28 protein-coding genes and 1 pseudogene are annotated in these 25744 nt (G+C 69.9%); 4 read left to right on the top strand and 25 right to left on the bottom strand.

Annotated features, from left to right (window positions below; translation table 11 throughout):
• The first annotated feature begins 70 nt into the window (after nucleotides 1–70).
• Nucleotides 71–1099 (top strand): RluA family pseudouridine synthase, encoded by a 1029-nt coding sequence (locus ACWGL1_RS00700; protein ID WP_452111123.1) that lies wholly within the window; start codon nucleotides 71–73, stop codon nucleotides 1097–1099.
• Between the two features lie 207 nt (nucleotides 1100–1306).
• Nucleotides 1307–2191, top strand: coding sequence for an RNA polymerase sigma factor RpoH (gene rpoH, locus ACWGL1_RS00705; RefSeq protein WP_291777990.1), 885 nt, complete (start codon nucleotides 1307–1309; stop codon nucleotides 2189–2191).
• Nucleotides 2192–2205: 14 nt separating this feature from the next.
• Here the strand turns inward: rpoH and ACWGL1_RS00710 are convergent, their stop codons facing one another.
• From ACWGL1_RS00710 to ACWGL1_RS00745, 8 genes are all read right to left on the bottom strand, one after another.
• Nucleotides 2206–3012, bottom strand: coding sequence for a response regulator (locus tag ACWGL1_RS00710; RefSeq protein ID WP_452110883.1), 807 nt, complete (start codon nucleotides 3010–3012; stop codon nucleotides 2206–2208).
• 76 nt (nucleotides 3013–3088) lie between these two features.
• Nucleotides 3089–4384 carry an adenylosuccinate synthase gene (locus ACWGL1_RS00715; protein ID WP_452110884.1) on the bottom strand — a complete coding sequence of 432 codons (1296 nt, stop codon included), beginning with the start codon at nucleotides 4382–4384 and terminating at the stop codon, nucleotides 3089–3091.
• 90 nt (nucleotides 4385–4474) lie between these two features.
• Entirely contained in the window at nucleotides 4475–5635 is a 1161-nt protein-coding gene (locus ACWGL1_RS00720) for a phosphoserine transaminase (RefSeq protein ID WP_452110885.1), read from the bottom strand.
• A 51-nt stretch (nucleotides 5636–5686) separates the two neighbouring features.
• Nucleotides 5687–6622 carry a DnaJ C-terminal domain-containing protein gene (locus tag ACWGL1_RS00725; protein WP_452110886.1) on the bottom strand — a complete coding sequence of 312 codons (936 nt, stop codon included), beginning with the start codon at nucleotides 6620–6622 and terminating at the stop codon, nucleotides 5687–5689.
• A gap of 306 nt (nucleotides 6623–6928) precedes the next feature.
• The gene (locus ACWGL1_RS00730) at nucleotides 6929–10606 is read right to left on the bottom strand and encodes a baseplate multidomain protein megatron (protein ID WP_452110887.1); all 3678 of its coding nucleotides are present in this window, start codon (nucleotides 10604–10606) and stop codon (nucleotides 6929–6931) included.
• A 12-nt stretch (nucleotides 10607–10618) separates the two neighbouring features.
• Nucleotides 10619–11038: an NlpC/P60 family protein gene (locus ACWGL1_RS00735; protein WP_452110888.1), complete on the bottom strand. Its 420-nt coding sequence runs from the start codon at nucleotides 11036–11038 to the stop codon at nucleotides 10619–10621.
• 179 nt (nucleotides 11039–11217) lie between these two features.
• Complete coding sequence (locus ACWGL1_RS00740) at nucleotides 11218–11871, bottom strand: baseplate hub domain-containing protein (protein ID WP_452110889.1); 654 nt, start codon at nucleotides 11869–11871, stop codon at nucleotides 11218–11220.
• A gap of 3 nt (nucleotides 11872–11874) precedes the next feature.
• Nucleotides 11875–12486, bottom strand: coding sequence for a DUF2460 domain-containing protein (locus ACWGL1_RS00745; RefSeq protein ID WP_291777967.1), 612 nt, complete (start codon nucleotides 12484–12486; stop codon nucleotides 11875–11877).
• 164 nt (nucleotides 12487–12650) lie between these two features.
• Between ACWGL1_RS00745 and ACWGL1_RS00750 the strand changes: the two genes are divergently transcribed.
• Nucleotides 12651–13352 carry a DUF805 domain-containing protein gene (locus ACWGL1_RS00750; RefSeq protein ID WP_291777964.1) on the top strand — a complete coding sequence of 234 codons (702 nt, stop codon included), beginning with the start codon at nucleotides 12651–12653 and terminating at the stop codon, nucleotides 13350–13352.
• A 125-nt stretch (nucleotides 13353–13477) separates the two neighbouring features.
• Here the strand turns inward: ACWGL1_RS00750 and ACWGL1_RS00755 are convergent, their stop codons facing one another.
• From ACWGL1_RS00755 to ACWGL1_RS00790, 8 genes are all read right to left on the bottom strand, one after another.
• Nucleotides 13478–13999: a phage tail tape measure protein gene (locus tag ACWGL1_RS00755; RefSeq protein WP_338576434.1), complete on the bottom strand. Its 522-nt coding sequence runs from the start codon at nucleotides 13997–13999 to the stop codon at nucleotides 13478–13480.
• A complete protein-coding gene (locus ACWGL1_RS00760) occupies nucleotides 13992–14177 on the bottom strand; it encodes a phage tail assembly chaperone (RefSeq protein WP_313634488.1) in 186 nt (61 codons plus the stop codon). The genes ACWGL1_RS00755 and ACWGL1_RS00760 overlap by 8 nt, the downstream gene beginning before the upstream one ends.
• Complete coding sequence (locus tag ACWGL1_RS00765) at nucleotides 14177–14467, bottom strand: GTA-gp10 family protein (RefSeq protein WP_452110890.1); 291 nt, start codon at nucleotides 14465–14467, stop codon at nucleotides 14177–14179. The genes ACWGL1_RS00760 and ACWGL1_RS00765 overlap by 1 nt, the downstream gene beginning before the upstream one ends.
• Complete coding sequence (locus tag ACWGL1_RS00770; protein WP_452110891.1) at nucleotides 14467–14877, bottom strand: phage major tail protein, TP901-1 family; 411 nt, start codon at nucleotides 14875–14877, stop codon at nucleotides 14467–14469. Before ACWGL1_RS00770 ends, ACWGL1_RS00765 begins: the two co-directional genes overlap by 1 nt.
• Before the next feature lies 1 nt (nucleotide 14878).
• On the bottom strand, nucleotides 14879–15286 hold the full coding sequence (locus tag ACWGL1_RS00775) for a DUF3168 domain-containing protein (RefSeq protein ID WP_452110892.1): 408 nt from the start codon (nucleotides 15284–15286) through the stop codon (nucleotides 14879–14881).
• Nucleotides 15283–15597: a phage head completion protein gene (locus tag ACWGL1_RS00780; protein WP_452110893.1), complete on the bottom strand. Its 315-nt coding sequence runs from the start codon at nucleotides 15595–15597 to the stop codon at nucleotides 15283–15285. The genes ACWGL1_RS00775 and ACWGL1_RS00780 overlap by 4 nt, the downstream gene beginning before the upstream one ends.
• Nucleotides 15594–15860 (bottom strand): head-tail connector protein, encoded by a 267-nt coding sequence (locus ACWGL1_RS00785; protein ID WP_452110894.1) that lies wholly within the window; start codon nucleotides 15858–15860, stop codon nucleotides 15594–15596. Before ACWGL1_RS00785 ends, ACWGL1_RS00780 begins: the two co-directional genes overlap by 4 nt.
• Before the next feature lie 188 nt (nucleotides 15861–16048).
• Nucleotides 16049–17275, bottom strand: coding sequence for a phage major capsid protein (locus ACWGL1_RS00790; protein ID WP_452110895.1), 1227 nt, complete (start codon nucleotides 17273–17275; stop codon nucleotides 16049–16051).
• A gap of 168 nt (nucleotides 17276–17443) precedes the next feature.
• Between ACWGL1_RS00790 and ACWGL1_RS00795 the strand changes: the two genes are divergently transcribed.
• Nucleotides 17444–17974 (top strand): AAA family ATPase, encoded by a 531-nt coding sequence (locus tag ACWGL1_RS00795; protein ID WP_338576448.1) that lies wholly within the window; start codon nucleotides 17444–17446, stop codon nucleotides 17972–17974.
• A gap of 4 nt (nucleotides 17975–17978) precedes the next feature.
• On the opposite strand, the pseudogene ACWGL1_RS00800 reads toward ACWGL1_RS00795, so the two are convergent.
• The 9 genes and pseudogenes from ACWGL1_RS00800 to ACWGL1_RS00840 form a co-directional block, all read right to left on the bottom strand.
• Nucleotides 17979–18389 (bottom strand): annotated as a pseudogene (locus tag ACWGL1_RS00800) (HK97 family phage prohead protease); the annotation flags it as partial.
• A gap of 146 nt (nucleotides 18390–18535) precedes the next feature.
• Complete coding sequence (locus tag ACWGL1_RS00805; protein WP_128720553.1) at nucleotides 18536–18763, bottom strand: hypothetical protein; 228 nt, start codon at nucleotides 18761–18763, stop codon at nucleotides 18536–18538.
• The gene (locus ACWGL1_RS00810; RefSeq protein ID WP_452110896.1) at nucleotides 18760–19926 is read right to left on the bottom strand and encodes a phage portal protein; all 1167 of its coding nucleotides are present in this window, start codon (nucleotides 19924–19926) and stop codon (nucleotides 18760–18762) included. The genes ACWGL1_RS00805 and ACWGL1_RS00810 overlap by 4 nt, the downstream gene beginning before the upstream one ends.
• Before the next feature lie 165 nt (nucleotides 19927–20091).
• Nucleotides 20092–21267: a DNA-packaging protein gene (locus ACWGL1_RS00815; RefSeq protein WP_452110897.1), complete on the bottom strand. Its 1176-nt coding sequence runs from the start codon at nucleotides 21265–21267 to the stop codon at nucleotides 20092–20094.
• Nucleotides 21236–21691, bottom strand: coding sequence for a hypothetical protein (locus ACWGL1_RS00820; protein ID WP_452110898.1), 456 nt, complete (start codon nucleotides 21689–21691; stop codon nucleotides 21236–21238). Before ACWGL1_RS00820 ends, ACWGL1_RS00815 begins: the two co-directional genes overlap by 32 nt.
• A 121-nt stretch (nucleotides 21692–21812) precedes the next feature.
• Nucleotides 21813–24221 carry an ATP-binding protein gene (locus ACWGL1_RS00825; protein ID WP_452110899.1) on the bottom strand — a complete coding sequence of 803 codons (2409 nt, stop codon included), beginning with the start codon at nucleotides 24219–24221 and terminating at the stop codon, nucleotides 21813–21815.
• A 67-nt stretch (nucleotides 24222–24288) separates the two neighbouring features.
• A complete protein-coding gene (locus ACWGL1_RS00830; RefSeq protein WP_452110900.1) occupies nucleotides 24289–24774 on the bottom strand; it encodes a YcgN family cysteine cluster protein in 486 nt (161 codons plus the stop codon).
• A gap of 44 nt (nucleotides 24775–24818) precedes the next feature.
• The gene (locus ACWGL1_RS00835) at nucleotides 24819–25157 is read right to left on the bottom strand and encodes a DMT family transporter (RefSeq protein ID WP_312220330.1); all 339 of its coding nucleotides are present in this window, start codon (nucleotides 25155–25157) and stop codon (nucleotides 24819–24821) included.
• Nucleotides 25154–25744: a TetR/AcrR family transcriptional regulator gene (locus ACWGL1_RS00840; protein WP_452110901.1), complete on the bottom strand. Its 591-nt coding sequence runs from the start codon at nucleotides 25742–25744 to the stop codon at nucleotides 25154–25156. The genes ACWGL1_RS00835 and ACWGL1_RS00840 overlap by 4 nt, the downstream gene beginning before the upstream one ends.

The raw sequence follows: 25744 nt of genomic DNA on the forward strand, positions 1-25744 counted from the left end.
CCTCCAGGGCGTATTGCGTGCGTTCAAGGACCGATGACGCCTCTCTGCGCAAGCCATGCTATTTCGCCCTATGGCCGATGAACCCTTGCTGACGGAAGACGACGAAACGCTTGAAGAGGCGCCCCGCGACGCCGTCGAGGTGATGCAGGCGCGCATCGACGCCTCGGGCGTGCGCCTGGACAAGGCATTGGCCGAGGCCTTCCCCGCCTTGTCGCGCGCCCGGCTCCAGGCCCTGCTGGCCGATGGCGCAGTGACCCGCGACGGGCAGGTCGTCTCCAGCGGCTCGGCCAAGGCCCGACCCGGCCTCTACGCCGTCGCCCTGCCGCCCGTCGCGCCGGCGACGCCGCAACCCGAATCCCTTCCGCTGACGGTTCTGTTCGAGGACGCCGACCTGATCGTCATCGACAAGGCGCCCGGCATGGCCGCCCACCCGGCGCCCGGCTGCGAGACCGGCACCCTGGTCAACGCGCTTCTGGCGCATTGCGGCGACAGCCTGTCCGGCATCGGCGGCGTCGCCCGCCCCGGCATCGTCCACCGCCTCGACAAGGACACCTCGGGCGTCATGGTCGCCGCCAAGTCCGACCGCGCTCACCTCGGCCTGTCCGCCCTGTTCGCCGCCCACGACATCGAACGCACCTATGTGGCCCTGACCCGCGGAGCTCCCACGCCCCAGAAAGGCCGCATCCAGACCCAGATCGGCCGCTCCAGCGGCGACCGCAAGAAGATGGCCGTGCTGCGTTCCGGCGGACGCGAGGCGATCACCGACTATGTGGTCCAGCAGACCTTCGGCCGCCCGGCCAAGGCTTCGAACGCCCCCTTGGCCGCCCGCGTCGCCTGCACTCTCCACACCGGCCGCACCCACCAGATCCGCGTCCACCTGGCGTCCAGAGGCGCGCCCCTGCTCGGCGATCCCGTCTACGGCTCGGGCAGCCCCTCCGCCCCCGTCCGCGCCGCCGTCGAGGCGGCCGGGCTGAAACGCCAGGCCCTGCACGCCGCCGTCCTCGGCTTCGTCCATCCTGTGACCGGTCAGGCGCTACGCTTCGAAACCGCTCCGCCCGAGGACATGCAACGCCTGGAAGCCCTTCTGGCCGACCTCTGAGGCGGCCCCGGAGCGCGCCGCTTTATTCGCAACAACATCTGTGCTAGATAACTGATCGACGACGACGGACCGTCGCCGCCGAATTGGGACAATCCGCCCCTTCCGCTTCGGGCAACGGATTCCCATCTTGTCAGTTGAGGGGCGAGGTGAAGATGCACGTCATGTGGTCGGAACCGTAGCGCCAGCTCATGCAGCCGGAGGGACCATATGGCCAACAATACGCTGACGGTGATGTCGCCCGAACAGGGACTGTCCCGTTATCTTACGGAAATCCGTAAGTTTCCCATGCTGACCAAGGACGAGGAGTTCATGCTCGCCAAGCGGTGGAGCGAACACCAGGATACCGAGGCCGCCCACCGACTCGTGACCTCTCACCTGCGCCTCGTGGCGAAGATCGCCATGGGTTATCGCGGCTACGGCCTGCCGATCGGCGAGGTGATCTCGGAAGGCAACGTCGGCCTGATGCAGGCCGTCAAGAAATTCGACCCCGACAAGGGCTTCCGCCTGGCGACCTACGCCATGTGGTGGATTCGCGCGTCCATTCAGGAATACATCCTGCGCTCCTGGTCGCTCGTGAAGATGGGCACCACGGCGGCGCAGAAGAAGCTGTTCTTCAACCTGCGCAAGGCCAAGAGCCAGATCTCGGCCTTCGAGGAAGGCGATCTGCACCCCGACCACGTCTCGCACATCGCCACCAAGCTGGGCGTGACCGAGCAGGACGTCATCGACATGAACCGCCGTCTCGGCGGCGACGCCTCGCTGAACGCTCCCCTGCGCGCCGACGGCGAAAGCGAGTGGCAGGACTGGCTGGCCGACGACAACGCCGTCAGCCAGGAGACCGAACTGGCCGAGAGCGAGGAAAAGTCGATCCGCATGGGCCTGCTGCAGGAAGCCATGGAAGAGCTGACCGACCGCGAGAAGCACATCCTGACCGAGCGCCGGCTCAAGGACGACCCGGTCACGCTCGAGGAACTGGCCGGTCAGTACGGCGTCAGCCGCGAGCGCGTCCGCCAGATCGAGGTCCGCGCCTTCGAAAAGCTGCAGAAGGCCATGCGCGCTGCGGCTGAGGAACGGAACCTGGTCGACGCCTGACGTCGACCCGTCTCCTAACCCGCCCGCGCCAGGGTCTCGGGCGGCGCCAGCTTCAGCACCGCCTGAACCGGCGCCGTCAGCGAAGCCCTGGTCGGCGCTCCGGCGGCCAGCACCGTGTCCAGTCCGGCCGCGGCGATGGCCAGCGGCGCATCGCCCGTCTTGATGGCCAGGGCCTTCAAGGTCTCGGCCTGCTGCTTGATGGCGCGCACGGCCTGCAACGGGTCGCTGTCGAACTGCGCCAGGGCCGAGAACAGGATCCGCATCGCCTGATCCTTGACCGCCACCGCGGCCTCGGCGCCCGAGCGCGGCTTGTCCGCCCGTCGCTTCTGCGGGCCAGCGTAGTCGTCCGAGTTGAAGCGCCGCCGGTCCGGTCCGACATAGCCCACCGCCTCGACCCAGTCGCGCGGCTTGGTCGCCAGATTCTCGATCCGCCGCTGCAGGTCGCCGCTGGTGAAGGGCTTTCTCAGGAACTCATGCACGCCGGAGTCCCGCGCGCCCTTGATGGCGCTGGCGGTCGCCTCGGCTGTGACCATGATGATCGGCGCGCGCCGGCACGACAGGCTGGAGCGACGGATACGCCGCACCAGAGCCTCGCCGTCCAGCTTCGGCCCCGCCCGCTCGGTGCAGATCAGCCCCGGCTCCATCTCCCGCGCCAGGTCCAGCACGCGCGACTCGTCGCCTTCGACCACCACCTCGCGCGACCCAAACCCCTTGAGCAGATCCATCAGCAGGCGCGCGGCGGCGGGATTGGGATCGACGATCAGCACGCGCCGCACCACCGGCGCGATCCTCTGCATCGTCTTGGCGTCTAGGGCGAACACGGGGCGAGCTCCATTCCAGAGCCCGACCCTATGCTCGACGGGTTAAGGCGTCGTTGCCTTATCCCAAAATGTAAACTCAGCCTTGGAAGGGATCGCGCATCAGAATGGTGTCGTCACGCTCGGGGCTGGTCGACAGCAGGGCCACCGGCGCGCCGATCAGCTCCTCGATCCGCCGCACATACTTCAGCGCATGGGCGTTCAGATCCTTGAAGCTGCGGACGCTGCCCGTGCTCTCGGTCCAGCCTTCCAACTCCTCGAACACCGGCTCGGCCGAGGCCTGATCCTTCAGGCTGGACGGCAGATAGTCCAGCACCTCGCCATTGATGCGATAGCCGACGCAGATCTTCAGCGTCTTCAGCCCGTCCAGCACGTCCAGCTTGGTCAGGGCGATGCCGTCGATGCCGTTGATCGCCACCGACTGGCGCACCAGCACGGCGTCGAACCAGCCGCAGCGGCGCGACCGGCCCGTGTTCACGCCGATCTCACGCCCCACCACCGCCAGGTGCTGGCCGACCTCGTCGTTCAGTTCGCAGGCGAAGGGCCCTTCGCCCACACGGGTCGTATAGGCCTTCACGATGCCCAGCACGTAACCGACGCCGCGCGGACCGATGCCCGAGCCCGCCGCCGCCTGCCCGGCGACCGTGTTGGACGACGTCACATAGGGATAGGTGCCGTGGTCCACGTCCAGGAAGGCGCCCTGCGCTCCCTCGAACAACACGCGTTTGCCCGCCTTCTGGGCCTGATCCAGCACGCGCCACGCCGGCTTGACGTAGGGCAGGATCATCGGCGCGATCTCCAGAAGTTGCGCCAGCAGGGCCGCCGGGTCGATCGGTTCGAGCCCCAGACCGGCGCGAAGCGGATCGTGGTGCGAGCGCAGGCGGTCGATCTTTACCTTCAGGTCTTCTTCATTGGCCAGGTCGCAGACGCGGATGGCGCGGCGGCCGACCTTGTCCTCATAGGCCGGACCGATGCCGCGACCGGTCGTGCCGATCTTGGCCCCCGGCGCGCTGGCGGCGGCCTCGCGCGCCACGTCCAGCGCCGGATGGATCGGCAGGATCAGGCAGGCGTTGTCGGCGATGGTCAGGATGTCGGGGGTGATGGCCACGCCCTGGGCCTGGATCTTCTCGATCTCGCCGACCAGGTGCCAGGGATCGACGACCACGCCGTTGCCTATGATCGAGGGCTTGCCCTGCACCACGCCCGAGGGCAGCAGCGCCAGCTTGTAGACCTTGCCGTCGACGACCAGGGTGTGGCCCGCGTTATGGCCGCCCTGGAACCGCACCACCATGTCGGCGCGATTGGACAGCCAGTCCACGATCTTGCCCTTGCCCTCGTCGCCCCATTGGGCGCCGACCACCGCGACGTTCGCCAAGACCGTTTCTCCGCAATCCAGAATGCGGTGGGAGCCTATAACCCCTGAATCGTCCGGAGTCGCCCCACTCGCACGGAATGAGGTGCAGAATTATCCCGCCAACTCGCCGACCGCCGTCTGGAACGCCCATTCCAGCCACGGCGTCGCGGCCACGACGTCCGCCGTCTCGATCGTGCAGCCGCACCACAGACGCAGGCCCGGCGGGGCGTAACGATGCGGCTCCATGTCATAGACCGCCCCCTCGCCTTCCAGCAGCGCCTTGAACCGCTTCACGAAGGCCTTCTGGCCCGCCTCGTCCATCGCCGCGATGCGCGGATCGACGAACTTCAGACAGACCGAGGTGGTCGAACGGATTTCCTCCCGCTCCGGCAGGAAGTCGATCCAGTCGGTCCGCTGCACCCACCCGGCCAGGGCCGCATAGTTGGCGTTGGTGCGCGCGATCAGCGCAGGCAGGCCGCCCACGGCCTTCGCCCAGTCCAGGGCGTCGATCCAGTCCTCGATGGTCAGGATCGAAAAGGTGTTCATCGCCACCCCGTCCGCCAGGGTCCGATCAAAGCCCTTCTTGTCGACGATCCGCAGCACCTTGGGCACTGCCCGATCCGGGCGATAGGCGTCCAGCCGCGCCACGGCGCGCGGCGACAGCACCATCAGGCCGATGCCCGCCTCGCCGCCCAGCGCCTTCTGGAAGCTGAAGGTGGTCACGTCCAGCTTGTCCCACGGCAGGTCCATCGCGAACGCCGCCGAGGTCGCATCGCAGATCGTCAGCCCCTCGCGGTCGTCGGCGATCCAGTCGCCGTCCGGCACGCGCACGCCCGAGGTCGTGCCGTTCCACGGGAACACCACATCCTTCTTCGGATCGACCCTCGCCAGGTCCGGCAGATCGCCCCACGGCGCCGTCAGAGCCTCGGGCTCCAGCCCCAGATGATCCTTGACGTCGGTCAGCCAGGTCAGGCCGAAATTCTCATAGGCGACCACCTGCACCGGCCGCTCGCCCAACATGCACCACAGCGCCGCTTCGACCGCCCCCGTGTCCGATCCCGGCGTATAGAGCATGACATAGTCGTCCGGCGGGCTCAGCACCTCGCGCGTCAGCCGCAGTCCATGCGCGAACCGCTCGACCACTTCCGGCGCGCGGATGCCCCGCCCCATCAGGTTCGTCGGCAGGTTCGCCAACTCCCAGCCCGGACGCTTGGCCGTCGGCCCGGCAGAGAACCAGGGGCGAGCGGGCTTGGCGGCAGGCTTGGGCGTCATGTCAGTCTCTGAAGTCTCGCAGGAGAGGAGGAAGGCCAAGCCTTTAGGCCATCAACGGCCGGGCTTGTAGGGCCGGCGTTCACGCCATTCGGTCGCAAACCGGACCAGTTCGTCGTCCGGCGTCTCGGGCAGCGTCACCACCAGCCTGGCCATCAGGTCGCCGCGCCTGCCGTTCGCATAGGCGCCGCGCCCCTTCAGCCGCAGCACCTTGCCCGAGTTCGAGCCCTTGGGAATGGTCATCATTACCGCGCCCTCGGGCGTCGGCACCTGGATCTTGCCGCCCAGCACCGCGTCCGGAACCGACACCGGCAGGTCCATCGTCAGATCGGCACCGTCGCGCTTGAACACCGGATGCGGCTGGATGCGCAGTTCGATCAGCGCGTCGCCTGACTGACCGCCCCGCCCCGGGGCGCCCTGCCCCTTCAACCGAATGGTCTGGCCTTCAGACGCCCCCTTGGGGATGGTCACGTCCAGCATCCGTCCATCCGAGAACTGGATACGGCGCGTGGTCCCGGCGATGGCGTCCTCAAGGCTGATATCCAGCGTGGCGCGCACGTCCTGCCCGCGCCCGCCGCCGAACCCGCGCCCAGCGTTACGCGCCCCGCCGCCGAAGGCGCCGAAAATCTCTTCCAGATCGATGTCGTCGAAGCTGGCCCGCCCGCCGGGACCGCCTTCGCCGCGCCCGCCGAAGCCGAAGCCGCCGAAACCGCCGCCGCCCGGACGTCCGCCCTGCCCTGCGCCGCCGAAGCCGCGGAACTGCTCGCGTCCGTCAGCGTCGATCTCGCCGCGATCATATTTGGCGCGCTTCTCGGCGTCGCCCAGCAGGTCGAAGGCGGCGGTGATGCGCTTGAACCGCTCCTCGGCGGCCTTGTCGCCGGGGTTCTTGTCGGGGTGCAGTTCCTTGGCCAGCTTGCGGAACGCCTTCTTGATCTCGTCCGCGCTCGCGCCCTTGGAAACGCCCAGTTCCTGATAGGGATCGCCAGCCAATTTTCGCTCCACTCCGGATCAACACAGACCAGAGCGTCAGTTAAGCCATGCGCCCGCCCGCCGAAAGGGGCGAAAGGCCTTTCTGCCCCCCTCTCCCGGCGGGGAGGGCTTGAGCGCACGAGAGCGCAGCGATCGTTCTTGCGCAAAAGGGTGAGGGGCTTGTCCTCTCCGTCGGCGCAAGCCGTCGCGCAAGACGAGCTACGGCCTGCGGCCGACTTCAGCCGCGAACCCTCACCCTTTCGCCTTAGCCAATAGCTTCGCTCTTGGAGGCTCAAGCCCTCTCCCAACAGGAGAGGGCCTTGTATCTCACAGCCCCGCCACCGCCTCCGCGCCCCAGCCGTACCCGTCGCCCCACTGGGCCACGGCGACCTTGGCTACGGAGCCGACGCCCCCGGGAAAGTCCGCCGCGACCTCTACCGCGCCATAGACCGCCGCCAGCTCCTCGACCTCCCAGACCCGACGCTCGGCATCCCCGTCCAGCACCCGCACCCGAAACCGCCTCGGATCGACCTCGACCGGCTCACCTTCCCAACCGTCGCCGCTCAGACGCACGCGCGACAGCCAGCTCAACCGCCATCCGCCGCCCTCCGGCCTCGCCTTCAGATGCGCCGGTCGCCACGGCGCCGCATTCCGGTTGCTCCAGACGAAGCCGGCCTCCGTCGTCCCCGCCCCGCCCGGCGGCGAACCCACAGGCCCCGCCCGCCAGATCCGCGGCAATCCGCGCTCGACCGCATCCACCTCAGCCCGCGCCATGCCGCGCTCCAGCACCACGACCAGCGCCCCCGGTTCCGCCCCGCGCGCGGCCGCCTCTTCCGTCCCCAGCTGTCCGCGCAACAAGCCGCTCAACCGCCACACGTCTCCGCCGACCAGTTCGGCCCGACGGAACTGCACCAGTTCCCACCCGTCCGCACTGCGCACCGCCAGCAGATTGGCGCCCGACAGCACCGCCTCGACCGCCCGGCTCTGCGGCGCCTGCCCCTCGATCCGCACGTTCAGCACGCCCGTCTCGTCCCAGCGCCCGACCACGCCGGGCCGCAAGGGCGCCGTCAGCGTTCCCACCGTCGCGGGCGTTTCCACCAGCGCCCTCTGCGTCAGACTGTCGACCGAGCCCCCGCCATGCAGCGCCATCGGCGTCCACGGCTCGGCCGCCGCCGCGACCACCGGCCGCCCGTCCGCCTCCTCGCCCGGCAAAGGCGGCAGGTCCAACAGTTTCAGGAACGGCGCCCCCACAGTCGCCGCCCCGCCGCTCTCCCCACGCCAGTCCTCCGGCGCATCCACAACGGCGACCTCGATCACCGGAGCCAGCACCGCGCTGGGCGTCTCGTCCCAGTCCAGCCGCTCGACGCGCCAGTCGCCCGCGCGCCCCTCCACCGCCATCACATCGCCCGGCTCCAGCCTCAGCGCCTCCAGCGGCCCCAGCTTCAGCGTCAACCGCTCGGCCGTCTCGCCCGCCAACAGCCGCTGCGCCGCCGCCGTCGCCAGCCCGACCCCGACCACGGCAGGCAAGGCCGCGTCCACGCCGCCCCCCTCGCCCTCGCCGCGCACCGTCACCGCGCCCAACTGATAGTCCGCCGCCTCGTCGATGAAGCGCATCCGCGCCGCGCCGGGCCGTGGCGTCAATCGCCGATCCGCCGCCTCGCTCCCGCCCTTGTCAGGCAGGGCTAGAGCCGCCTGATGCAGCGTCATCTCCCGCGCCGTCTCGCCCAGCACGGCTGCCCGACCATCACGCTCGGCCGTCGTCGCCCCCAGCGCCTGCACCAGCGGCGACAAGGCGTCCTTCGTCGCCATCGGCCGGTCGATGACATAGCCCGTCACCGCGCCGTCCACCGCCCCGACCGTATAGTCCGCCTCAGACAGTCCCCCGCGCTTCAGGATGGCCTCGATCAGGCCGCGCGCATCCCCGCCCATCCGCCCGTTCAGCCAATGCCCCGTGCGCCAGGCGCCCGCGTCCGCCCACACCTGATCCAGCGCCGGAAACGCCGGATAGGGCCGCGCGTCCCAGCACCAGACGTCCGCCCCTTCCAGCATCCGCCCGCCATAGACGCCCGAGACCGGGTTGTTCGCCGGCTGCGCATAATGCCCCAGCACCGCCTCGATCAGACGCCGCTGCATCCGGTCGTCGCGCGCGCCGGTCGAGTGCGGCGGCAAGGCGTTCTCGCTGCTCTTCGGGTCCTGAAACAGGTTCGGCGCATTGCCCCCGCGATCCACCGCCGCACAGCCGAACTCAGTCAGCCGAATAGGCTTCATCCCCGGAACCCAGGCCGTCGGCTCCGCCTGCCGCACCCCGCCGACGCGCTCATGGTGCGGGTTCGACCACCAGCCCTTCAGATCCTTGTAGCGCCAGATCCAGTCCTCGCCGTGGGCGCCGTCCTCGATCGCCGTGCGCTGCTGCGCCGCCCGGTCGACCGCGTCGGCGTAGAACCAGTCATACCCTTCGCCGCCCGCCACCTGCGCCGCCAGATAGGCCGCATCCGACGCCCCCTTGAACACCTCCGCATCCCGCCCGCCGTCGCCGCCGCGCCAGTCGCCCATCGGCGGATACCAGTCGATCCCGACGTAATCGATGTTCGGGTCCGCCCACAAAGGATCGAGGTGAAAGCGCACCTCTCCATCCCTCTGCCAGCCGAAATACTCCGACCAGTCGGCGGCGTAGCTCAGCTTCACCCCCGGCCCGACCACCGCCCGGCACTCGGCCGCCAGCGCCCGGAACTGCGCCACCGCCGGAAAGCCGCCACTGGCATCGCGCGTCCCCGTCAGCCCCCGCATCTCCGAGCCGATCAGCAGGCCGTCCGCCCCCTCATCCGCCGCGATCCGGGCGTAGTGCAGCGCCAGCCGCCTCAGCCCCCAGCCGTCCGCCGCGCCGAACAGGGCCGCGACCTCCGCCGTCGCCCCCGCCCCGTCCATTCCCGTGATCCGCCCGCGCCACGGATAGCCGGGGCAGTCCATGAAGACGAAGGGATACAGCGTCACCTCCAGCCCGCGCGCCTTCAGCGCCCGGATCGCTTGACGCACGCTGTCGTCCGAGGGCGTCCCGCCATAGGCCGGGCCGCCGCCCGTCTGTGAGATCAGATGAGCGTCCGCACGCCCCAGCCCCGCCACGCTCCAAACCAGCGGCCGAGTCGGCTTGTCGCGTCGCTCCACCCCCGGCCGGATACGGCAGTGACCCATCCGCACGTCATCGCCGAACCAGCCGACCACCAGACTGACCCGCTTCAACCTCGGCGCCTGGGCCGTCAGCTGATCCAGCGAGGCCTCCAGGTCCGTCTGACCCGCCGTCAGATGCACGTTCTCCGGCGTGGACCTCGCCAACCCCTCGCGCCGCATCACCGGCTCGGTCGCCAGGCAGAACTCCCCCGCGCCGGGGATCAGGCACACGCCCTCCAGCCGATCTTCCAGCTGGGGCGCCACCCCCTGCGGCCGACGGAAAACCTCGAACGCCAGTTGCGGCGGCCGGTCGCCATAGGCGTCCAGCGGCAGATCCTCGAACACCACATATGCCGTCCCGCGATAGGCGGGCGCCCGTCCCTCCACCGCCTCGATCAGCGGGTCGGGCGTCTGATCCTCCGTCCCACGATGCAGCCGCATCGTCACGCCCGCCATGTCCATCGGCTGACCATCCGCCCAGACACGCCCGATCCCGTCGATCGCGCCCTCGCACAGGGCCACGGCGAAGCTCAGCGAATAGGCGTAGTCGACCGTTTTCTGACCGCCCTTGCCGCCCGATCGCTTCTCCTTGCGCTCCAGAAAGCGCGCGGCCCAGATCACCTGGCCGACCACCCGCGCCCGACCGAAGACGCAGGCCATCGGCGCCCCCTCGGCCGAGGATTGCAGCTTCAGCCCCTCCAGCCTCGGCCCGACCTGCCGCGCGTGCGACAGGCCGGCGACCAGCCAGTTGTCCGCCGCCCGCCCCAGCACGCCGCCGATAAAGCCCCCGATCGGCCCGCCCAGCGCCGACCCGATCCCGCCCAGAACGACCTGCGCCATGCCTGCTCCTTCTTATATTTCGGGCCAACGAAACGCCGCGACCAAGCGCCTGCGCCACCACGCCCCCATCCAGCTCTCGACCACCGACCGTCCCCAATAGGCGTGGATCATCCGCCGCTCCGGCCCCGCAACCTCGCTCAGGATCGCGCAGTGCTTGGCCGGACACCCCGCCGCCATGCGGAACAGCAGCACATCGCCCAGCCCCGCCTGCTCCGGCGCAATCTCCACCAGCCGCCGCCGCGCCGCGGTCCACAGCGTCTCCTCGCCCCCGACCTCGGCCCAGTCGGGGCGATAGGGCGGCGGCGCCTCCGGCTCCTCGCCGACCACCTCGCGCCACACCCCGCGCACCAGGCCCAGACAGTCCGCCCCCTCGCCCTTCACGCTGGCCTGATGCCGATAGGGCGTCCCCAGCCAACCGCGTGCAGCCGCCACGACCCCCACGCGCCACGCCTCTCCCTCCCCTTCATGGGGAGGGTGGTCGCGCAGCGACCGGGTGGGGAGGACCAGGTGATCAGGACGCGGCGCTTGCCCAACCGCACCGCCCCCACCCGGCTTCGCCTTCGGCTCAACCATCCTCCCCGGGACGGTGAGGGAGAAATCAGCGCCGCCCCTCATCGCCTGCGGCTCCGGCCGTCATTGCGTCCCGCCACCGGCCGCGCCGTCAGGAAGTCCTCGCCCGGAATGTCCGGAAATCCCTGGAAGTTGACCCCGTTCGCGAAGACCCCCACGCAGGTCGCCCACCGCTTGTCGCAACTGCGGCCCGCGACCGCCGCCGCGCCCAATCGGCAACGCCCGTCGCCCAGCACCGCGTCGCAGCCCCGGCCGTAGGTCCGCCCCACCACCGGCTCCAGCGCCGCCATCGGCCCGTCCAGATCGGCGACGAAGCGCCCGTTCTCGCGCCGTATCCGCGCCAGCCTTCCCTTCCACAGCCGCACCCTCAGGTCCGACCGCATCCAGTCCACGCGCCACAGCTCGACCTCGGCGGCGTCATACCGCCCCGCCGCTATGTCCTCTTCGGTGATCGCCGCATCATCCAGCCCGCCCGAGGCCGACAGCGCACCCGCCGACAGCCCGACCTCGCCGTCGCCCGCCCCGCCGGTCCAGCCGCTGGCCGCCCGGCACGCCACGCCCTCAACCTCCAGATCGCGGTCATGATCGGTGAAGCCCATCGCCCGCCCATCCGCCCGCCTCAGCAGCCAGACATGACACAGCGTCGCCGCCTCGCTCTCGATGCGGGCGGCCAGTTCGTCCGGAACATTCCGCATGGCTCAGACCCGCACCTCGATCAGAGGCATGGCGACCATCCGCCCGGCGCCGAAGCTCTCCAGCGTCACCTCCATCCGGTCCGCGTCGAACCGCACCGGCACGTCAAAGGCGAACCCCGCCGTCACCACCGCGCCATCCGGCGGCGCCGTCGCCAGCGTCACCCGCCCCGTCGTCGCCTCCAGCGAGAAGGCCGCCGTCTCCACGCCCGCCACCGCGACCCGCACCGATCCCTCGACCGGCTTGGCGACGACCCGCCGATGATCGCCGTAAGCCTTGCTCAACTGAAAGACGCGCGCCTGCCCGTCTCCCGCCCCGATCGCCTGATCCAGCGGCGTCACGGCCGCCCCCGGCGCCCCGCTCCTGAAGTCCGCAAAGTCGCGAAACCGGAACCCGTTCAGCCGCCCGCGCCGCGCCTCGAAAAACGCGGTCAGCGCCGCCATGTCGTCCAGCGACCGCAACCCCGCCCCGATCAGATAGCGTCTGCGCCCGTCCGCCCACGGCGTCGAGCGGCGCTCGAACCCTGACGCCAGCGTCGTGATCTCCGTCCTCCGCTCGACCCCGCCGGTCGAGCCGAACGCCAGCCGCGCAGGCAGGCGCACCTCATGAAAGGCCATGCGTCCTCGCTACTTTGATGTGGATTGCGTCCCGTCGCGGGACAGATTGCGAACGTTTCGCGAAAAACTTCACCCGACGGCAGTCTTCGGGTTGTCCGAACGGCCAGGCTCAGCCATGCTTTCGTCACAACACGGCCAAGCCGGAAACAAGACAGGAGATCCGCGTGCGCGGCGAAATTCTCAGCTATGACGACGTCTCGGGCACGGGCCTGATCAGCGGCGACGACAGCATCCGCTACGGCTTCACGCGCGCGGACATCCAGGCTGGCGGAACCGTCGCCGTCGGCGCTCGCGTCGACTTCGTGCCGGAAGGCATGGAGGCGACCCAGATCATGATCCTGGCCTCCACCGCCCCCGCCGCCGCCTTCGGCCAGGCCGCCGCCTCGTCGACGGGCGGCGCCCCGCTCGGCGCCTATGACTTCGCCACGGCCATGCTGTCCTTCAACGGCCGTCTGCGCCGCCAGCATTTCTGGATCAGCTGGCTGATCCTGCTCGGCGCCGGCGTGGTGCTGGGCTGGATTCCCATCCTCGGCGGCCTGATCTCGCTCGCGCTGATCTGGCCGAACCTGGCCATCACGGTGAAACGCCTGCACGACATGGGCAAGTCCGGCTGGTTCGCCGTCATCCCCTGGGTCGCCAACATCATCGGCTTCTTCATGATCATCGGCGCCGTCGGCACCGCCATCATCACCAATCCGCAAGCCTTCGAGAGCGAAGATCCCTCCGTGGCCCTGTCCATGCTGGGCTCGATGATGGGCGGCCTCAGCATCATGCTGCTGGTCGGTCTCGGCTTCCTCCTCTGGATCGGCATCGTCGACAGTCAGAAGGGCGACAACAAGTTCGGCCCCAACCCCAAGGGCGAGTAATCGACCCACCGGTCTGTAAAGGGACGCCTCCGGGCGTCCCTTTCTTTTTGCGCTATCGCTCGACGCGCGACGCCTCGCTGCTTGAGCTTGCCCGGCTATCGCCGGGCGCCCGGCGCCTCGCGACTTCAGCGCGCCCCCAACGCCGTCGCCCGCGCCAGCATCCGTGCGATCTGCGTCTCTGACCGCAACAGTCCCTCGGCCCCGCCGTCCACCGTGACGTTCACCGTGACACCAGGCGCTCCGCCCATGGGCTCGATCGTCCCGGCGCCCTCCGGACGGAACACCTCCGGTCCGCGCTCTCCGACCAGATAGGCGCCGCCGCCAAGCACCGGGCCGCCGTCCGCCCGCGCCCCGCCGAAGCCGCCCAGCGCCGCCGCTATCGCCCCGCTCAGCCCGCCGCCGCGCGTCCCCGCCGCCGCATTGACCGCATTCAGCACCGCCCGCGCCAGTTCGGCCAGCGTCACCTCCCCATCCGCCGCCGCCCGCGTCAGCGACTTCGTCAGGCTGGCCCCCGCGCGCCCGAAGGCGTCCTCGATCGAGGCCGCCGCCCGTTCCGCCGGTTCCTTCAGCGCCTCCAGCGCCGCCGCAGCCTCCGCCGCCTTCACCGGCACGGCGTCGATCCCGTCCGGCCTGAAACCATCAGTCATCCGGCCACATCTCCTGCATCCGTTCCAGTTCGCCGCGCCCCAGCGGCGCCGCCTGAACCGGCCCCGCCGTCAGCATCCGCCACTCCTTCAGCGACAGGCGCCAGAACCCTTCCGGCCCCACGCCCATCCGCGCCGCCGCCTGCATCATCTCCGCCCATTGACGGTCTTGGGGCGTCATCAGGCCGCCGCCGCAAAAGCCTTCGCCACCGCCTCCGCCGCCTCACGCGGATCGACCGGCGCCCTCGCCAGTTCATCCGCCAGAGCCCCCTCGCCGCCGCCGCGCAGCAAGGCCGCCAGCACCACCATCAGATCCCGCGCCGACAGCGAGCGCATCCGCTCGGCCAGCGCCGCCATCCCGGCGACGCCCAGCCCGGTCTCAATCTCCGCCAACGCCCCCAGCGTCAGACACAGCCTCCGCTCCGCCCCCGCCAGCCCTGCGACGACCTCGCCCCGCACGCCGTTCACCATCACAGCGCCGAGAACGTCACTTCGCCCGCGCTGGCCAAGCTCAGCGCAAAACTCGCCTCGCCCTCGTGCTCGCCGGCGTATTCCAGCGCCGCCACCAGGAACGGCCCCTCCAGCACCCCGAAATCCGGCACGATCAGCCGCCACGTCTTCGCCGCCTGCTCAAAGAAAGCCTCGCGGATCAGGGCGTCCGAAGCCGCGTCGCGGAATATTCCCTGCCCCGACACCGCCGCCGACTTCACGCCCGCCCCCGCCAGCAGTTCGCGCCACCGTCCGGCGCTGTCGCTGTCGGTCGCGTCCACCGTCTTGGCGTTCAGCGAGATCGCCCTCGCCCTCAGCCCCGCCACCGTGGTGAAGGCGCCGCCCGCGCCCTCGATCTTCAGCAGGATGTCCTTGCCCCGTTGCGCGCTCATCTCAAATTTCCTCCGTCACGGCTCTCAGCCGCATCACCGCCCACGCCCGCTTCAGGTCCGGGCTGCGGAACAGGTCCGTAAACGTCACGCCCAGACTGACCGCCTTCACCCCGTCCGCCTCCAGCGGCGCATCGGCGAGCCGCGCCCGCACCGCCGCCGCCACGGCCCGCGCCTCCTCCAGCCCCCTGAACCGGCTGGCGCAGGTCAGGGTCAGCCGCTGCTCCACCCCGCCGCCGTCGGCGTTCAGCGGTCGGCTTTCGCACCGCCCGATCACCAGATGCGGAAACCCCGCCCCCTGCGGCGCCTCATCCCAGACCCGCACCGGATCGCCCAACAGAGCCTGCAACGCCCCGTCGCCGCCCAGATGCGCGATCAGCGCCTTCACCAGCGCCCCTTCATGATCCTTCATCGCGCCCGCTCCAGGTTCAGCCGCAGCCGGCCCGCCGCCTTCGGATCGGCCTCGATCCCGACCAAGGCCCAGTCCGCTCCGCCGAAGCGCGCCACCAGCCCCTCCTCCAGCCGCGGATCGGCCCGCACCGTGGCGCTCAGCGTCTCCACCGCCCGCGTCACGCCCGCTTCCGTCCGCTCGCGCCGCCTGCGCGCGCCCAGCGCCAGCCACAGCGACCCCACCGGCTCATAGCTGACGACCTGCCCGCCATAGGGGGTCTGCGCCGTCACCGGCCGCACCAGCGACGCCACCACCTTCATCGCCCCAGTCAAAGCCGCACCACACGATAGGGCGCGATCCACCCCTCGACCGGCGCCGCCGACATCTCGCTCTCGCCGCGCTCAAAGGCGCGCATCACCAGCATCATCACCGCCAACCTCAGCGGCGCCGGCGAGGTCGAGGTCAGGCTCAAGCCCGCCTCCCCCTCCACCCGCGCCCTGGCCGCGTCGATCAGGGTCTGGATCAGCCCATCCTCCGCCTCATGCTCGACGCGCAGGAACAGCTTCGCCTCCGCGAGGCTCACGGGTGCGCTCATTCAAATCTCCAATGTTCTGCTGCCTTCTCCCCTTGGGGGAGAAGGTGGGCGCCGGAGGCGCTCGGATGAGGGGAAGGGTTCAACAGACGACCGGCTGACCGAGAGCGCGCAGCCCCCGTCCCCCTCATCCGTCTCGCTGCGCGAGCCACCTTCTCCCCCGCAGGGGAGAAGGAAGCCCGTCATCGCCCTTACGACGCCGCGAACTTCATCAGCTTGATCGCGTCGAAGTTCTGCACCCCGCCGCCGACGCGCTTGGTCGTGTAGAACAGCACATAGGGCTTGGCCGAATAAGGATCGCGCAACACCCGCACCCCCGCGCGGTCCACAATCAGATAGCCGCGCGCAAAGTCGCCGAACGCGATCGACAGACTGTTCGCCGCCACATCCGGCATCGTCTCGATCTCGGTGACCGGATAGCCCAGCAGGCTCGCCGTCTCGCCCGGCCGCGTCGCTGGCGACCAGACATAGTTGCCGTCCGCATCCTTGAACTTGCGCACCGCCGAGACCGTGCGCCGGTTCATCACGAAACGCCCATTCGGCCGATACTGGGCCTTGGGCGCATAGATCAGGTCGATCAGCTTATCGACCGGACTGGCGCTGGCGAAACCGCCCGCCGCGCCCGAGACGACCGTGCCGATCTGGCCCCAGGTCTGCGTCCCCTCGGTCGCCGTGTCATAGGCCAGAAAGCCCTTTGGCTTGTTGACCCCGTCGCCGCCGACGAAGGCCGCCGTCTCCTGCGCCGCGAAGGCGTCCTCGACCTCAGCCGCCAGCCATTCGTCCAGATCGATCAAGGCGTCATCCAGCAGGCTCTGCGTCGCCGCCGGACAGGCATAAAGATCGGCCGACGAGAACTCCAACAGCGCCAGCGTCGCCGGGTCCGTTTCCGGGCGCGCCGCCGTCTCGGCCACCCAGCCCGCCTGGACGCCCGCCGTCGACACCGGCTTCCTGAACACGCCCGAGCCGACCGTGCGCACCGTGGCGATCTCGCGCATCGGCGACCCGGCCATCAGACGACGCTCGATGGCCCGCTCCGTCTCCGGCGGCACGACATAGCCCGCCGAGTTCGACGCCGACGACAGCCCCGCCTTCAGCTCCAACCCGTGCGAGGCGCCCGACTTCATATAGCCGTCCCACGCCGCCTTGGCCTCCGGCGCGGCGACCACAGCGGGCGGCTCGGCGCCCAGCATCGGTCGGCGGCTCTCGCTCAGCGCACGGTCCATGCGCGCCTGCGCCTGAGCCACCGCCTGATCGATGCGCGCCACCTTCTCCTCCAGCAGCGCATCGGCCGAAGCCTTCTTCTCAATCTCGTCCAGACGGGCGTCGTTGGCCCCTTTGAACGCCTCGAACGCGGCCATCATCTCATGCATGGCGGCGCGCGCCTCGGGATGCCCCGAGACGGTCTTGGTCTCTTTCATGGTCTCTCCAGAAAAATGCGCGACCGTCCTGCGGCGCGCCGTCAACCGGGCCAGGCCCGGAACTGCCTTACCCTTCGCGCACCGGCTCAGGCGTGGTAGCCTGCCCCTTCAATGCTGGAAGGATGGATGTTGCCGGACGATCGCCTGCTCGCCTCGAGGTTCTGAACGATGCAGATCGTCTTCCTCTACGGCCCTGCGGGCGCGGGCAAGCTGACCATCGGCCGCGAACTGGCGCGCCTGACCGGCCTGCCGCTGTTTCACAACCATTTCGTCGTCGACGCCGTCAGCGCCGTGTTCGACTTCGGTTCCGAGCCGTTCGTTCGCCTGCGCGAAGCCTTCTGGCTCCAGACCTTCGCCGAGGCGGCCCGCGACGAGCGTTCCCTCATCTTCACCTTCGCGCCCGAGGCCACGGTGGCCCCCGGCTTTCCCGCGCGCGTCCAGGCGACGATCGAACCGTTCGGCGGCGTCGTCGCCTTCATCGCCCTGACCGTCTCGCCAGAGGAACAGGAGCGCCGGATCGTCCAGCCCAGCCGCGCCGCCTTCGGCAAGCTTCAGTCGGTCGATCTGCTGCGCCGCCTTCGCGCCGAGTTCGACGCCAGCCTGGCCGCCATGCCGCCCGCCGCGCTGACGATCGACACCGAGGTCTGCACCCCGCCTCAGGCCGCCGAGCGCATCGCCGCCCATCTGGCCGACCGATAGGCCGTCAGGCGTCAGGCCCCAGCATCCTGAACCGCGCGCCCGGCAGCATCGGGAACGTCACCAGCGACACCTCCCACAACTCCGCCCGGCTCAGCACCCTGAGCCGCCCGTCTCGCCGCGCCTTCCTCGCACGAAAGCCGATCGACAGCCCGTCCAGCGCCCCGGCGCGCGTCAGGGCGGCGGCGTAGCGGGCCTCGGCGGACCAGTCCTCGATCCGCCCCTCGACCCACAAGCCGCGCTCGTCCTCGACCATGCGGTCCCAGACGCCGACCACGGCGCGGCTTTCATGCTGATGCAGCATCCGCACCCCGCCCGCGCCGGTCTTCGCCAGACTGTCCGCGAAGACCCCGCGCGCCGTCACGTCGCCGTTCAGATCGGCCACGCCCCACAGGGAGGCGTAGCCAGCGATGAATAGCGTCCCTCTCCCCTTGCGGGAGAGGGAGACCGCGCACGGCGGCGCAGCCGTCGTCCTCGCGCGGTCGGGTGAGGGGTCGCGCAACCCCTCATCCGGCCCTTCGGGCCACCTTCTCCCACAAGGGGAGAAGGACGAGCGCTTCCCCATCACTTCCCCTCCAGCTGTCGCTCGATCCGCTCGACCGCCGCGCGCACGGCCTCGCCCTGGGCCTCCAGCCGCGCCAGCCGCTCGGCGACCAGCCTCTGCTCGTCCACCCGCTGCTCCAGAGTCGCGATCCGCGCCGCCGCCCCGCCCGCCCACACCAGACCGCCGACGGTCTGCACCGCCAGGGCCGCGATCAGGGCGACGGGAAACTTCCTCGCCTGATCCGTCATTCGCCCACTCCCGCCATCCGACGCCGCTCCTCATCCGTCAGGAAGCTCGCCGCGTTCAGCCGCGTCCACAGCGCATCCCGCTCGACCTGCAGGGCCGGAACCGCATCCAGATCCGGCTCGATCCGGCAATCGACGAAGCGGCTCCCCAGCCAGCCCGTCATCGCCCCGGCCGCCTTCCTCACCAGCGGAATCACCGTCCCCCGCCAGAAGGCGGCGTTGGCCTCGCGATAGTTGGCGTAGGTCGCATCCCCCGGAATCCCCAGCAGTTGCGGCGGCACGCCGAACGCCAGGGCGATCTCCCGCGCCGCCGCATGTTTCCCGGCGATGAAGTCCATGTCGTTCGGCGTCAGGCTCATCGGCTTCCAGTCCAGCCCGCCCTCCAGCAACAGCGGCCGCCCGGCGTTGCGCGCCCCGGCATGAGCCTCGCCCAGTTCCGCCTTCAGCACCTCGAACTGATCCGCCGTCAGCCGCTCCCCGTCCTTGGCGCCATAGACCAGCGCCCCCGACGGCCGCGCCGCATTGTCCAGAAGCGCCTTGTTCCAGGCCCCCGACGCATTGTGCACGTCGATGGCGAAGGCCGCCGCCTCCAGCGGCGAAAATCCGTAGTGATCGTCCGTCGGATGAAACAGCTTCAGGTGCATCACCGGCGACCAGCCGTCGCCATGCCGCGCGATCCGCACCGACCGGCCGCCCACCGCATACTCATAGGCCTCGGGCCAGCCCGCCCGCCCCGGCACGACCTTCATCCGATCCGGCCGCAGCGCCCACAGCTCGTCCGGCGCCCCGTCCCCGTCGGCGTCGCCGGTCGCCTCGACATAGGCGTTGCCCGCCGTCTGCAGCGCGCCGTAAAGCGCCTCCATCAGTTCGGCCCCCGACTGCTCGGGATTGGGCTTGTCGATCAGCCGCGCCAGCGGATGGTCCGCGCTCCGCACGCCCCCGACCATCACCACCAGCGGCGTCGAGGCCGCCGCCTCCGCGATCATCCGCACGCAGCGATAGGCCACAGCGTTCTTGCCGAACCCCTCGTCCGCCAGATGCGCATAGTCGCGCGGCGTCCACCGCGCCCGGCCCGCGCCGGTCAAAGCGATCAGCGGCCCCGTGCGGCTATCCTTGATTTCGGGCGCAGCAACGCGCCGCCGACCGAACGGTCGTCGCCAATCCATTGAAATCTCCATTATCTTTCCCTTCTCCCCTTGTGGGAGAAGGTGGCCCGTCAGGGTCGGATGAGGGGTTGTGCGCCATTGACCGTCGGATGAGGTAAGCATAGCGCCCCCCTCATCCGTCAGGCTTCGCCTGCCACCTTCTCCCACAAGGGGAGAAGGAAACCGCTAAAGCGCCCGCAACCTCGGCTGCGTCTTCCCGGCCAGCAGCAGGTGCGTCAGCGCCCAGACCAGCGCATCCGCCCGGTCCGGGCTCTTCGCCCCCGGCGTCTCGCTCCCCAGCGCCATCATCTCTTCTTCCAGCGCCGGAAACGCGCCGCAGTGGACGACTCGCCCCTGCTCGTAGAGCGCCGCCACCGGCTCGGCCCGCGCCTTCTTCGACCGGCTGGCGTGCACCAGCTTCACCTGCGCCGGACAGTCCGCCTGCCCCAGCAGGGTCCGCACCATCTCCCCGCCCTGATTGGCCTCGGCCAGCACCAGGTCGGCGTCGAACTCTCGCGCCGTCTCGGCCACGCGCCGCGCCCATCCGGCGGGCGACAGCCCCCGCGCCGAACGATCCGCCAGCACATAGCCCGTCCTGTCCCTGCGCCCCGCCGCCACGATCCCGCAGGCGTCGCCGTGGGCGCTGGCGGGCGGGTCGACAGCCACCACCACCCGCTCGAACTTCGCAGGCCGGTTGCCCCGCGCCCGCGCCAGATCCTCGGCCCGGAACAGGGCGCCGTCGGCCTCGACCACCAGCCCCTCCATCTCCTGCGCCTCCAGCCGCGTCCCGGCGTAGAGCGCCTGCAGATGCCCCAGAAACCCCGGCGCCAGATTGTCCGCATTATCCTTGGTCGCCAGCCGCGCCTTCACCACCCCCGGCTCGGCCAGCAACCGCCTCAGCGCCGGGATGGGACGCGGCGTCGTGGTGATCGCCAGCTTCGGGTCCGCCCCCAGCCGCAGCCCGAACCTCAGGTTCGACAGCGTCGCCTCAATGTTCCTCCAGGCGCAGAATTCATCCGCCCAGGCCGCATGAAACTGCGGCCCGCGCAGACTGTCCGGGTCTTCGGCCGAAAACGCATAGGCCGCCGCGCCCGAGGGCCAGACCAGCCTGCGCCGCCCCGCCTCCCAGCGCGGTCGGTTGTCGCCCGGCGCCTGCGCCTTCAGCCCCGACGGCCCCTCGACCATCACCTCGCGCACATCGTGCAGCGCCGGTCCGACCAGGGCGAAGGTGCGATCCTTCGCCTTGGCCAGTTCGTTCATCCAGAAGCCGCCCGCGAAGGTCTTGCCCGACCCGCGCCCGCCCAGCAGCACCCAGGTGCGCCAATCCGTATCAGGCGGCGGCCAGACCTGGTCGTCGTTCAACCTCGGCGTCGCCCTCAGCAGCCGCAGCAGATCCTCGCGCGTCGCCTGTTTCAGCCGCTGCTGCGCCAAATCCCTTGCGCTCGGCGACCCCGAGAAGATGATCGAGACGAGACTCGAGCTCTGCCCGCGCGGTCCGTTCTTCGTCGTCGCTGAGTTCACGATCGTCTTCGCTCATTCCGTCCTCTTCGGGATCGCGGGTCCTGCGAGGTGACGCCGCCGCCAGCGCGGCCACCGCCTTGGCCGTGCGGGCCAGCACGCCGATGGCGCGCCCCCGCTTCTCGGCCTCGGCCACGTCGGCCGGAGGCTCCGCGGCGGCCACCACGGCGATCGCCTCATCGGTCGCCTGCATCAGCCGCGCCAGGGCGCCGTCCAGCCACTGCGCGACCGCCGCCGCCCGCCCCGCCTCGTCCCCTTTTCCCGCCATGACCGAACCATAGCGGACCAGCGTCCTCAGGCTGGCGAACAGCCTCCAGAACCTCCCAAAGCCGGGAAATCACAGGGATCCGCGCCCTCGGCTGCGATAGCCGCGACGCAATGGCCGACGCCTAGACCGCCATCGCCGCCGGATCGCCGCCCGACAGCCACCGGGTTAGGGCTGCGGCCAGCTCCACGATCTGGATGGGTTTGGCCAGATGGCCGTCCATGCCCGCCTCCAGGCAGCGGGTAACCTGCTCGGCCTGGACGTTGGCGGTCAGGGCCAGAATCGGCGTCCGGCGCCCGCTCCCCGCCTGCATCCGGCGAATTTCGCGGGTCGCCTTCAGCCCGTCCATGACCGGCATATGCACGTCCATCAACACCAGGTCGTAGGCGCCCGACTGGACCGCATGGACCGCCTCCGCGCCGTCGGCGACCGTGTCGATCTCCAGTCCCAGATTCCGCAGGATGGCGCTGACCAGTTCGCGGTTGGCCGCCGCGTCGTCGGCCATCAGCACCCGGCCCCGGATCGTTTGCTCGGCCGCTCGTCCCTGACGTGTCTCGATCACTTGGTCACCGGCGGCGGCCACGGCCAACGGCGCCTCGAACCAGAAGGTCGAGCCCTGGCCCGGCGTGCTGTCGACGCCGATCTCTCCGCCCATCAGCTCGACCAGACGGCGCGAGATGGCCAGCCCCAGCCCCGTCCCGCCGTAGACCCGCGTCGTCGAGGCGTCGGCCTGGGTGAAGCGGTGGAACAGCTCCTCGATCTTCTCGGCCGGAATGCCGATGCCGGTGTCGCGGACCGCCGCCCGCATCCGCCATTGGCCGTTCTCGTCCAACCGGCCGCCCAGCTCCAGCGTCACCTCGCCGCGCGCCGTGAACTTCACCGCATTGGACAGGAAGTTGAGGATCACCTGCCTCAGCCGCCCCTTGTCGCCGGTCAGCCGCTCGGGCGTGTCGGCGGCGACCACGACGCGCAGGATCAACCCCTTGAGCGAGCACTGGCTCTCGATGATGGCGGCGGCGCCGTCCACCAGGGCCCGCGTGTCGAACGGCTCGGGGTCCATCTCGATGGCGTCGGCTTCCAGCTTGGAATAGTCGAGGATGTCGTTGATGACGCCCAGCAGGGCCTCCGACGCCGTGGCGATGCGCTCGACATAGATGCGCTCTTCCGGCGGCAGGTGCTCCGAACCGTGCAGCAGACCCGAAAAGCCGATGACGCTGGTCAGCGGCGTCCGTAGCTCATGGCTCATATTGGCCAGGAATTCGCTCTTGGCCCGGGCCGCCTTCTCGGCGCGCTCCTTGGCCTCGATGACCTCGTCCTCCAACAGCTTGCGCTGGGTCATATCGCGGATCACCACCACCACGTCGTCCACGTGGCCGTGCTCGTCCTTCAGCGCCTTGAAGGTGCATTCCACCCAGACCGTATGGCCGTCCCGGTGCACCGCGCGATGCTCCAGGCGGGTGGGCGTTCCGGTCTTCACCGCCTCGCCGATGGCCTTGAGGACCAGGTGCTTGTCCTCAGGGTGCACATAGTCGGTGGACTGGCCGCTCATCTCCTCCAGCGTCCAGCCCAGAAGCTGCTTGATCGCGGGCGAGATGTATTTGCTCGACCCGTCCATCTTCACGCGGGTGATGACGTCGCCGACGTTCTCGGCCAGCAGGCGATAACGCCCCTCGTCGCGGCGCGCGCGCTCCAGCACCTTCTCCTGGTCGGTCACGTCCTGGAAGACGCCGAAGATGGCCGAGACCTGGCCGTCCTCTCCGCGCTCGGTCTCGGCGTGGGTCAGAACACGCCGCTCCTCGCCGTCGGCCCGGATCAGGGTCAGCTTGGCCATATAGGGGCGGCCCTCGGTCAGGGCCGTCTCGATCAGCTCGCCCAGCCGCGCCTTGTCCTCTTCCCCATAGAAGGCCAGCGTCTGGTCCAGATCCGTGACGAACCGGCCGCGTTCGACGCCGTGAATGCGATAGACCTCGTCGGACCATTCCATCACCCGCCGCTTTCGTTCCAGCCGCCAGTGGCCGACGCCCGACATCTGCTCGACCAGGCGCAGCGTCTCCAGCCGCTCGTCCCGGATGCGCGCGGCGTCCAGACCGGCGATGATGTCCTCGGCCATGCCCACCAGGCTGGCCAGTTGCTCCATCTGCTTCGAGGTCGGCTCCGGCCGCTCCCGGTCGTCCAGGATGCTGAAGGCGCCGACCGGCCGCCCGGCCGGATGGCACAGGGTCGCGACCACGACGAACCTCAGATGCGGCGTCTTGCGGACGAGGGCGTGGTTCTTCAGACGCGGGTCGCCCCGGGGATCGGTCGACACCAGCGTGGCCCCCGGCCCCATCGCCGTCAGGATGGGCGCCAGGCTGTCCTCCTGCGGAATGCGCTGCATGCACACGCCCGCGCTCGAGCGGATGACCGCGTCCCGCTCGGTCAGCAGGGTCACCACCGCCGCCCGACAATCGAACAGGGTCGCGGCGAAATCCACCAGGCGCTGAAACGGCCCGCCCGGGCCTTCCAACGCCTCTATGCTCTTGGTGAATGACAACTCGCGTTCCCCCCGCTCGGTTGTTCCTTGTCGCGCCTAACCCCGAAATATTCGTTAGCGGACCCGATCAGGCCGGCCGGGGCAGCGTTCCCCGCTCGGCCATCCACTCCGGCGCCTCGAAATCGAGAGCGTCCTCGGCTTCCCTCAGCGCCGTCTCGCACACCGTCTGGCGGCGCACCGACACCCCCGCCGCGTGCACCGTCTCCGGGTCGCCCGACACCAGCGGATGCCACCAGGCCAGCGGCCGTCCCTCGTGCAAGCGGCGATAGGCGCACGACAGGGGCATCCACTTCAGCCGTTCGATATTGTCCGGCGTCAGTTGCACGCAGTCCGGCACCTCGGCCTGGCGCTGGGCGTAATCGGTGCAGGTGCAGCGGTCCGGGTCGAACAGCTTGCAGTGGACGTGCGTCGGAATGATCTGGCCCGTGTCCTCATCCTCGAAACGGATGACGCAGCACAGCCCGCAGCCGTCGCACAGGCTCTCCCACTCGGCCGGAGACATCTCGGCGAGCGTCTTGGTTTCCCAGAACGGCTTGGCAGGCGTGGATTTCATGGCCGCGCCCTATACCCCTCCAGGGCGCGTCTGTCGCCCTCTGCCTAATGCGTCACGCTCTTCGAGAAGACGTTGATCACCACCACCCCGCCGATGATCAGCGCCAGGCCGATGATCGCGGGCGCGTCCAGCTTCTGCTTGAACAGGAACAGGCCGATCACCGAGATCAGCACCACCCCCAGCCCGCTCCAGATGGCGTAGGCCAGCCCCACCGGCATCTGCTTCAGCGCCAGGGTCAACAGATAGAAGGCGACGCCGTAGCACACCGCCAGCCCCGCCGTGGGCCAGGGCCTGGTGAACTGCTGCGACTGCTGCAACAGGGTCGTCCCCATCACCTCGAAGCCGATCGCGCCCAGCAGGGCCAGCCAGGTGGTCGGGTTCACGCGGCCGCTCCCCCATAGGCGTCCGTCAACAGACTGCCCGGCGTCAGCAGCGACAGCAGAGCCTTCCTCTGCTCCGGCGACACCTCATGCGTGCCGAACAGGTCGGTCATCCACAGGCCGTCGGCGATCAGCCGCAGCATCAGGGCGTCGTCCTTGCCTGCCAGGTCTTCCGGGTCATCGGCGGCCAGGGTCTTCATCGCCGCGCGCCAGCGCGGGATCAGGCTCGGCTCTATGGCGCAGGCGGCCAGAGCCGCGCGGCCGATGCTGACGTCGCGTTCGGTCGCCGGCTCGTTGACGATCGCCCGCAGATAGGCCCGCGCATTACGGCCATAGGGGTTGGGGTCGCGCGCCGCCTCGGCCAGCACCGCCGCCATCATCTCGGACGCCAGATGGTCGATCACGCCCTCCAGCAGGGCCTGCTTGTTGGGGAAATGGTGCAGCAAGGCGCCCTTGCTGAACGGCAGCCGCGCCACCACGGCGTCCAGCGTCACCGCCATCGCCCCCTCTTCGGCGGCGAGTTCGATGGCCGCCTCGATGATCTGGCGGCGGGTGTCTTCGGGCGTGCGGCGGAGGGTCTGCGTGTCCAT

Source organism: Brevundimonas sp. NPDC055812 (assembly GCF_053616535.1).

What these genes read in the sequence shown, in the direction of transcription:
- ACWGL1_RS00810 (WP_452110896.1), bottom strand. Translation starts at nt 19,926, where the DNA reads ATGGATTGGCGACGACCGTTCGGTCGGCGGCGCGTTGCTGCGCCCGAA.
- ACWGL1_RS00820 (WP_452110898.1), bottom strand. Translation starts at nt 21,691, where the DNA reads ATGGCGGGAAAAGGGGACGAGGCGGGGCGGGCGGCGGCGGTCGCGCAG.
- ACWGL1_RS00760 (WP_313634488.1), bottom strand. Translation starts at nt 14,177, where the DNA reads ATGACGCCCCAAGACCGTCAATGGGCGGAGATGATGCAGGCGGCGGCG.
- rpoH (WP_291777990.1), top strand. Translation starts at nt 1,307, where the DNA reads ATGGCCAACAATACGCTGACGGTGATGTCGCCCGAACAGGGACTGTCC.
- ACWGL1_RS00830 (WP_452110900.1), bottom strand. Translation starts at nt 24,774, where the DNA reads ATGAAATCCACGCCTGCCAAGCCGTTCTGGGAAACCAAGACGCTCGCC.
- ACWGL1_RS00840 (WP_452110901.1), bottom strand. Translation starts at nt 25,744, where the DNA reads ATGGACACGCAGACCCTCCGCCGCACGCCCGAAGACACCCGCCGCCAG.
- ACWGL1_RS00740 (WP_452110889.1), bottom strand. Translation starts at nt 11,871, where the DNA reads ATGCGGAATGTTCCGGACGAACTGGCCGCCCGCATCGAGAGCGAGGCG.
- ACWGL1_RS00795 (WP_338576448.1), top strand. Translation starts at nt 17,444, where the DNA reads ATGCAGATCGTCTTCCTCTACGGCCCTGCGGGCGCGGGCAAGCTGACC.
- ACWGL1_RS00755 (WP_338576434.1), bottom strand. Translation starts at nt 13,999, where the DNA reads ATGACTGATGGTTTCAGGCCGGACGGGATCGACGCCGTGCCGGTGAAG.
- ACWGL1_RS00730 (WP_452110887.1), bottom strand. Translation starts at nt 10,606, where the DNA reads ATGGCGCAGGTCGTTCTGGGCGGGATCGGGTCGGCGCTGGGCGGGCCG.
- ACWGL1_RS00785 (WP_452110894.1), bottom strand. Translation starts at nt 15,860, where the DNA reads ATGAGCGCACCCGTGAGCCTCGCGGAGGCGAAGCTGTTCCTGCGCGTC.
- ACWGL1_RS00720 (WP_452110885.1), bottom strand. Translation starts at nt 5,635, where the DNA reads ATGACGCCCAAGCCTGCCGCCAAGCCCGCTCGCCCCTGGTTCTCTGCC.
- ACWGL1_RS00790 (WP_452110895.1), bottom strand. Translation starts at nt 17,275, where the DNA reads ATGAAAGAGACCAAGACCGTCTCGGGGCATCCCGAGGCGCGCGCCGCC.
- ACWGL1_RS00700 (WP_452111123.1), top strand. Translation starts at nt 71, where the DNA reads ATGGCCGATGAACCCTTGCTGACGGAAGACGACGAAACGCTTGAAGAG.
- ACWGL1_RS00770 (WP_452110891.1), bottom strand. Translation starts at nt 14,877, where the DNA reads ATGAGCGCGCAACGGGGCAAGGACATCCTGCTGAAGATCGAGGGCGCG.
- ACWGL1_RS00765 (WP_452110890.1), bottom strand. Translation starts at nt 14,467, where the DNA reads ATGGTGAACGGCGTGCGGGGCGAGGTCGTCGCAGGGCTGGCGGGGGCG.
- ACWGL1_RS00775 (WP_452110892.1), bottom strand. Translation starts at nt 15,286, where the DNA reads ATGAAGGATCATGAAGGGGCGCTGGTGAAGGCGCTGATCGCGCATCTG.
- ACWGL1_RS00745 (WP_291777967.1), bottom strand. Translation starts at nt 12,486, where the DNA reads ATGGCCTTTCATGAGGTGCGCCTGCCTGCGCGGCTGGCGTTCGGCTCG.
- ACWGL1_RS00805 (WP_128720553.1), bottom strand. Translation starts at nt 18,763, where the DNA reads ATGACGGATCAGGCGAGGAAGTTTCCCGTCGCCCTGATCGCGGCCCTG.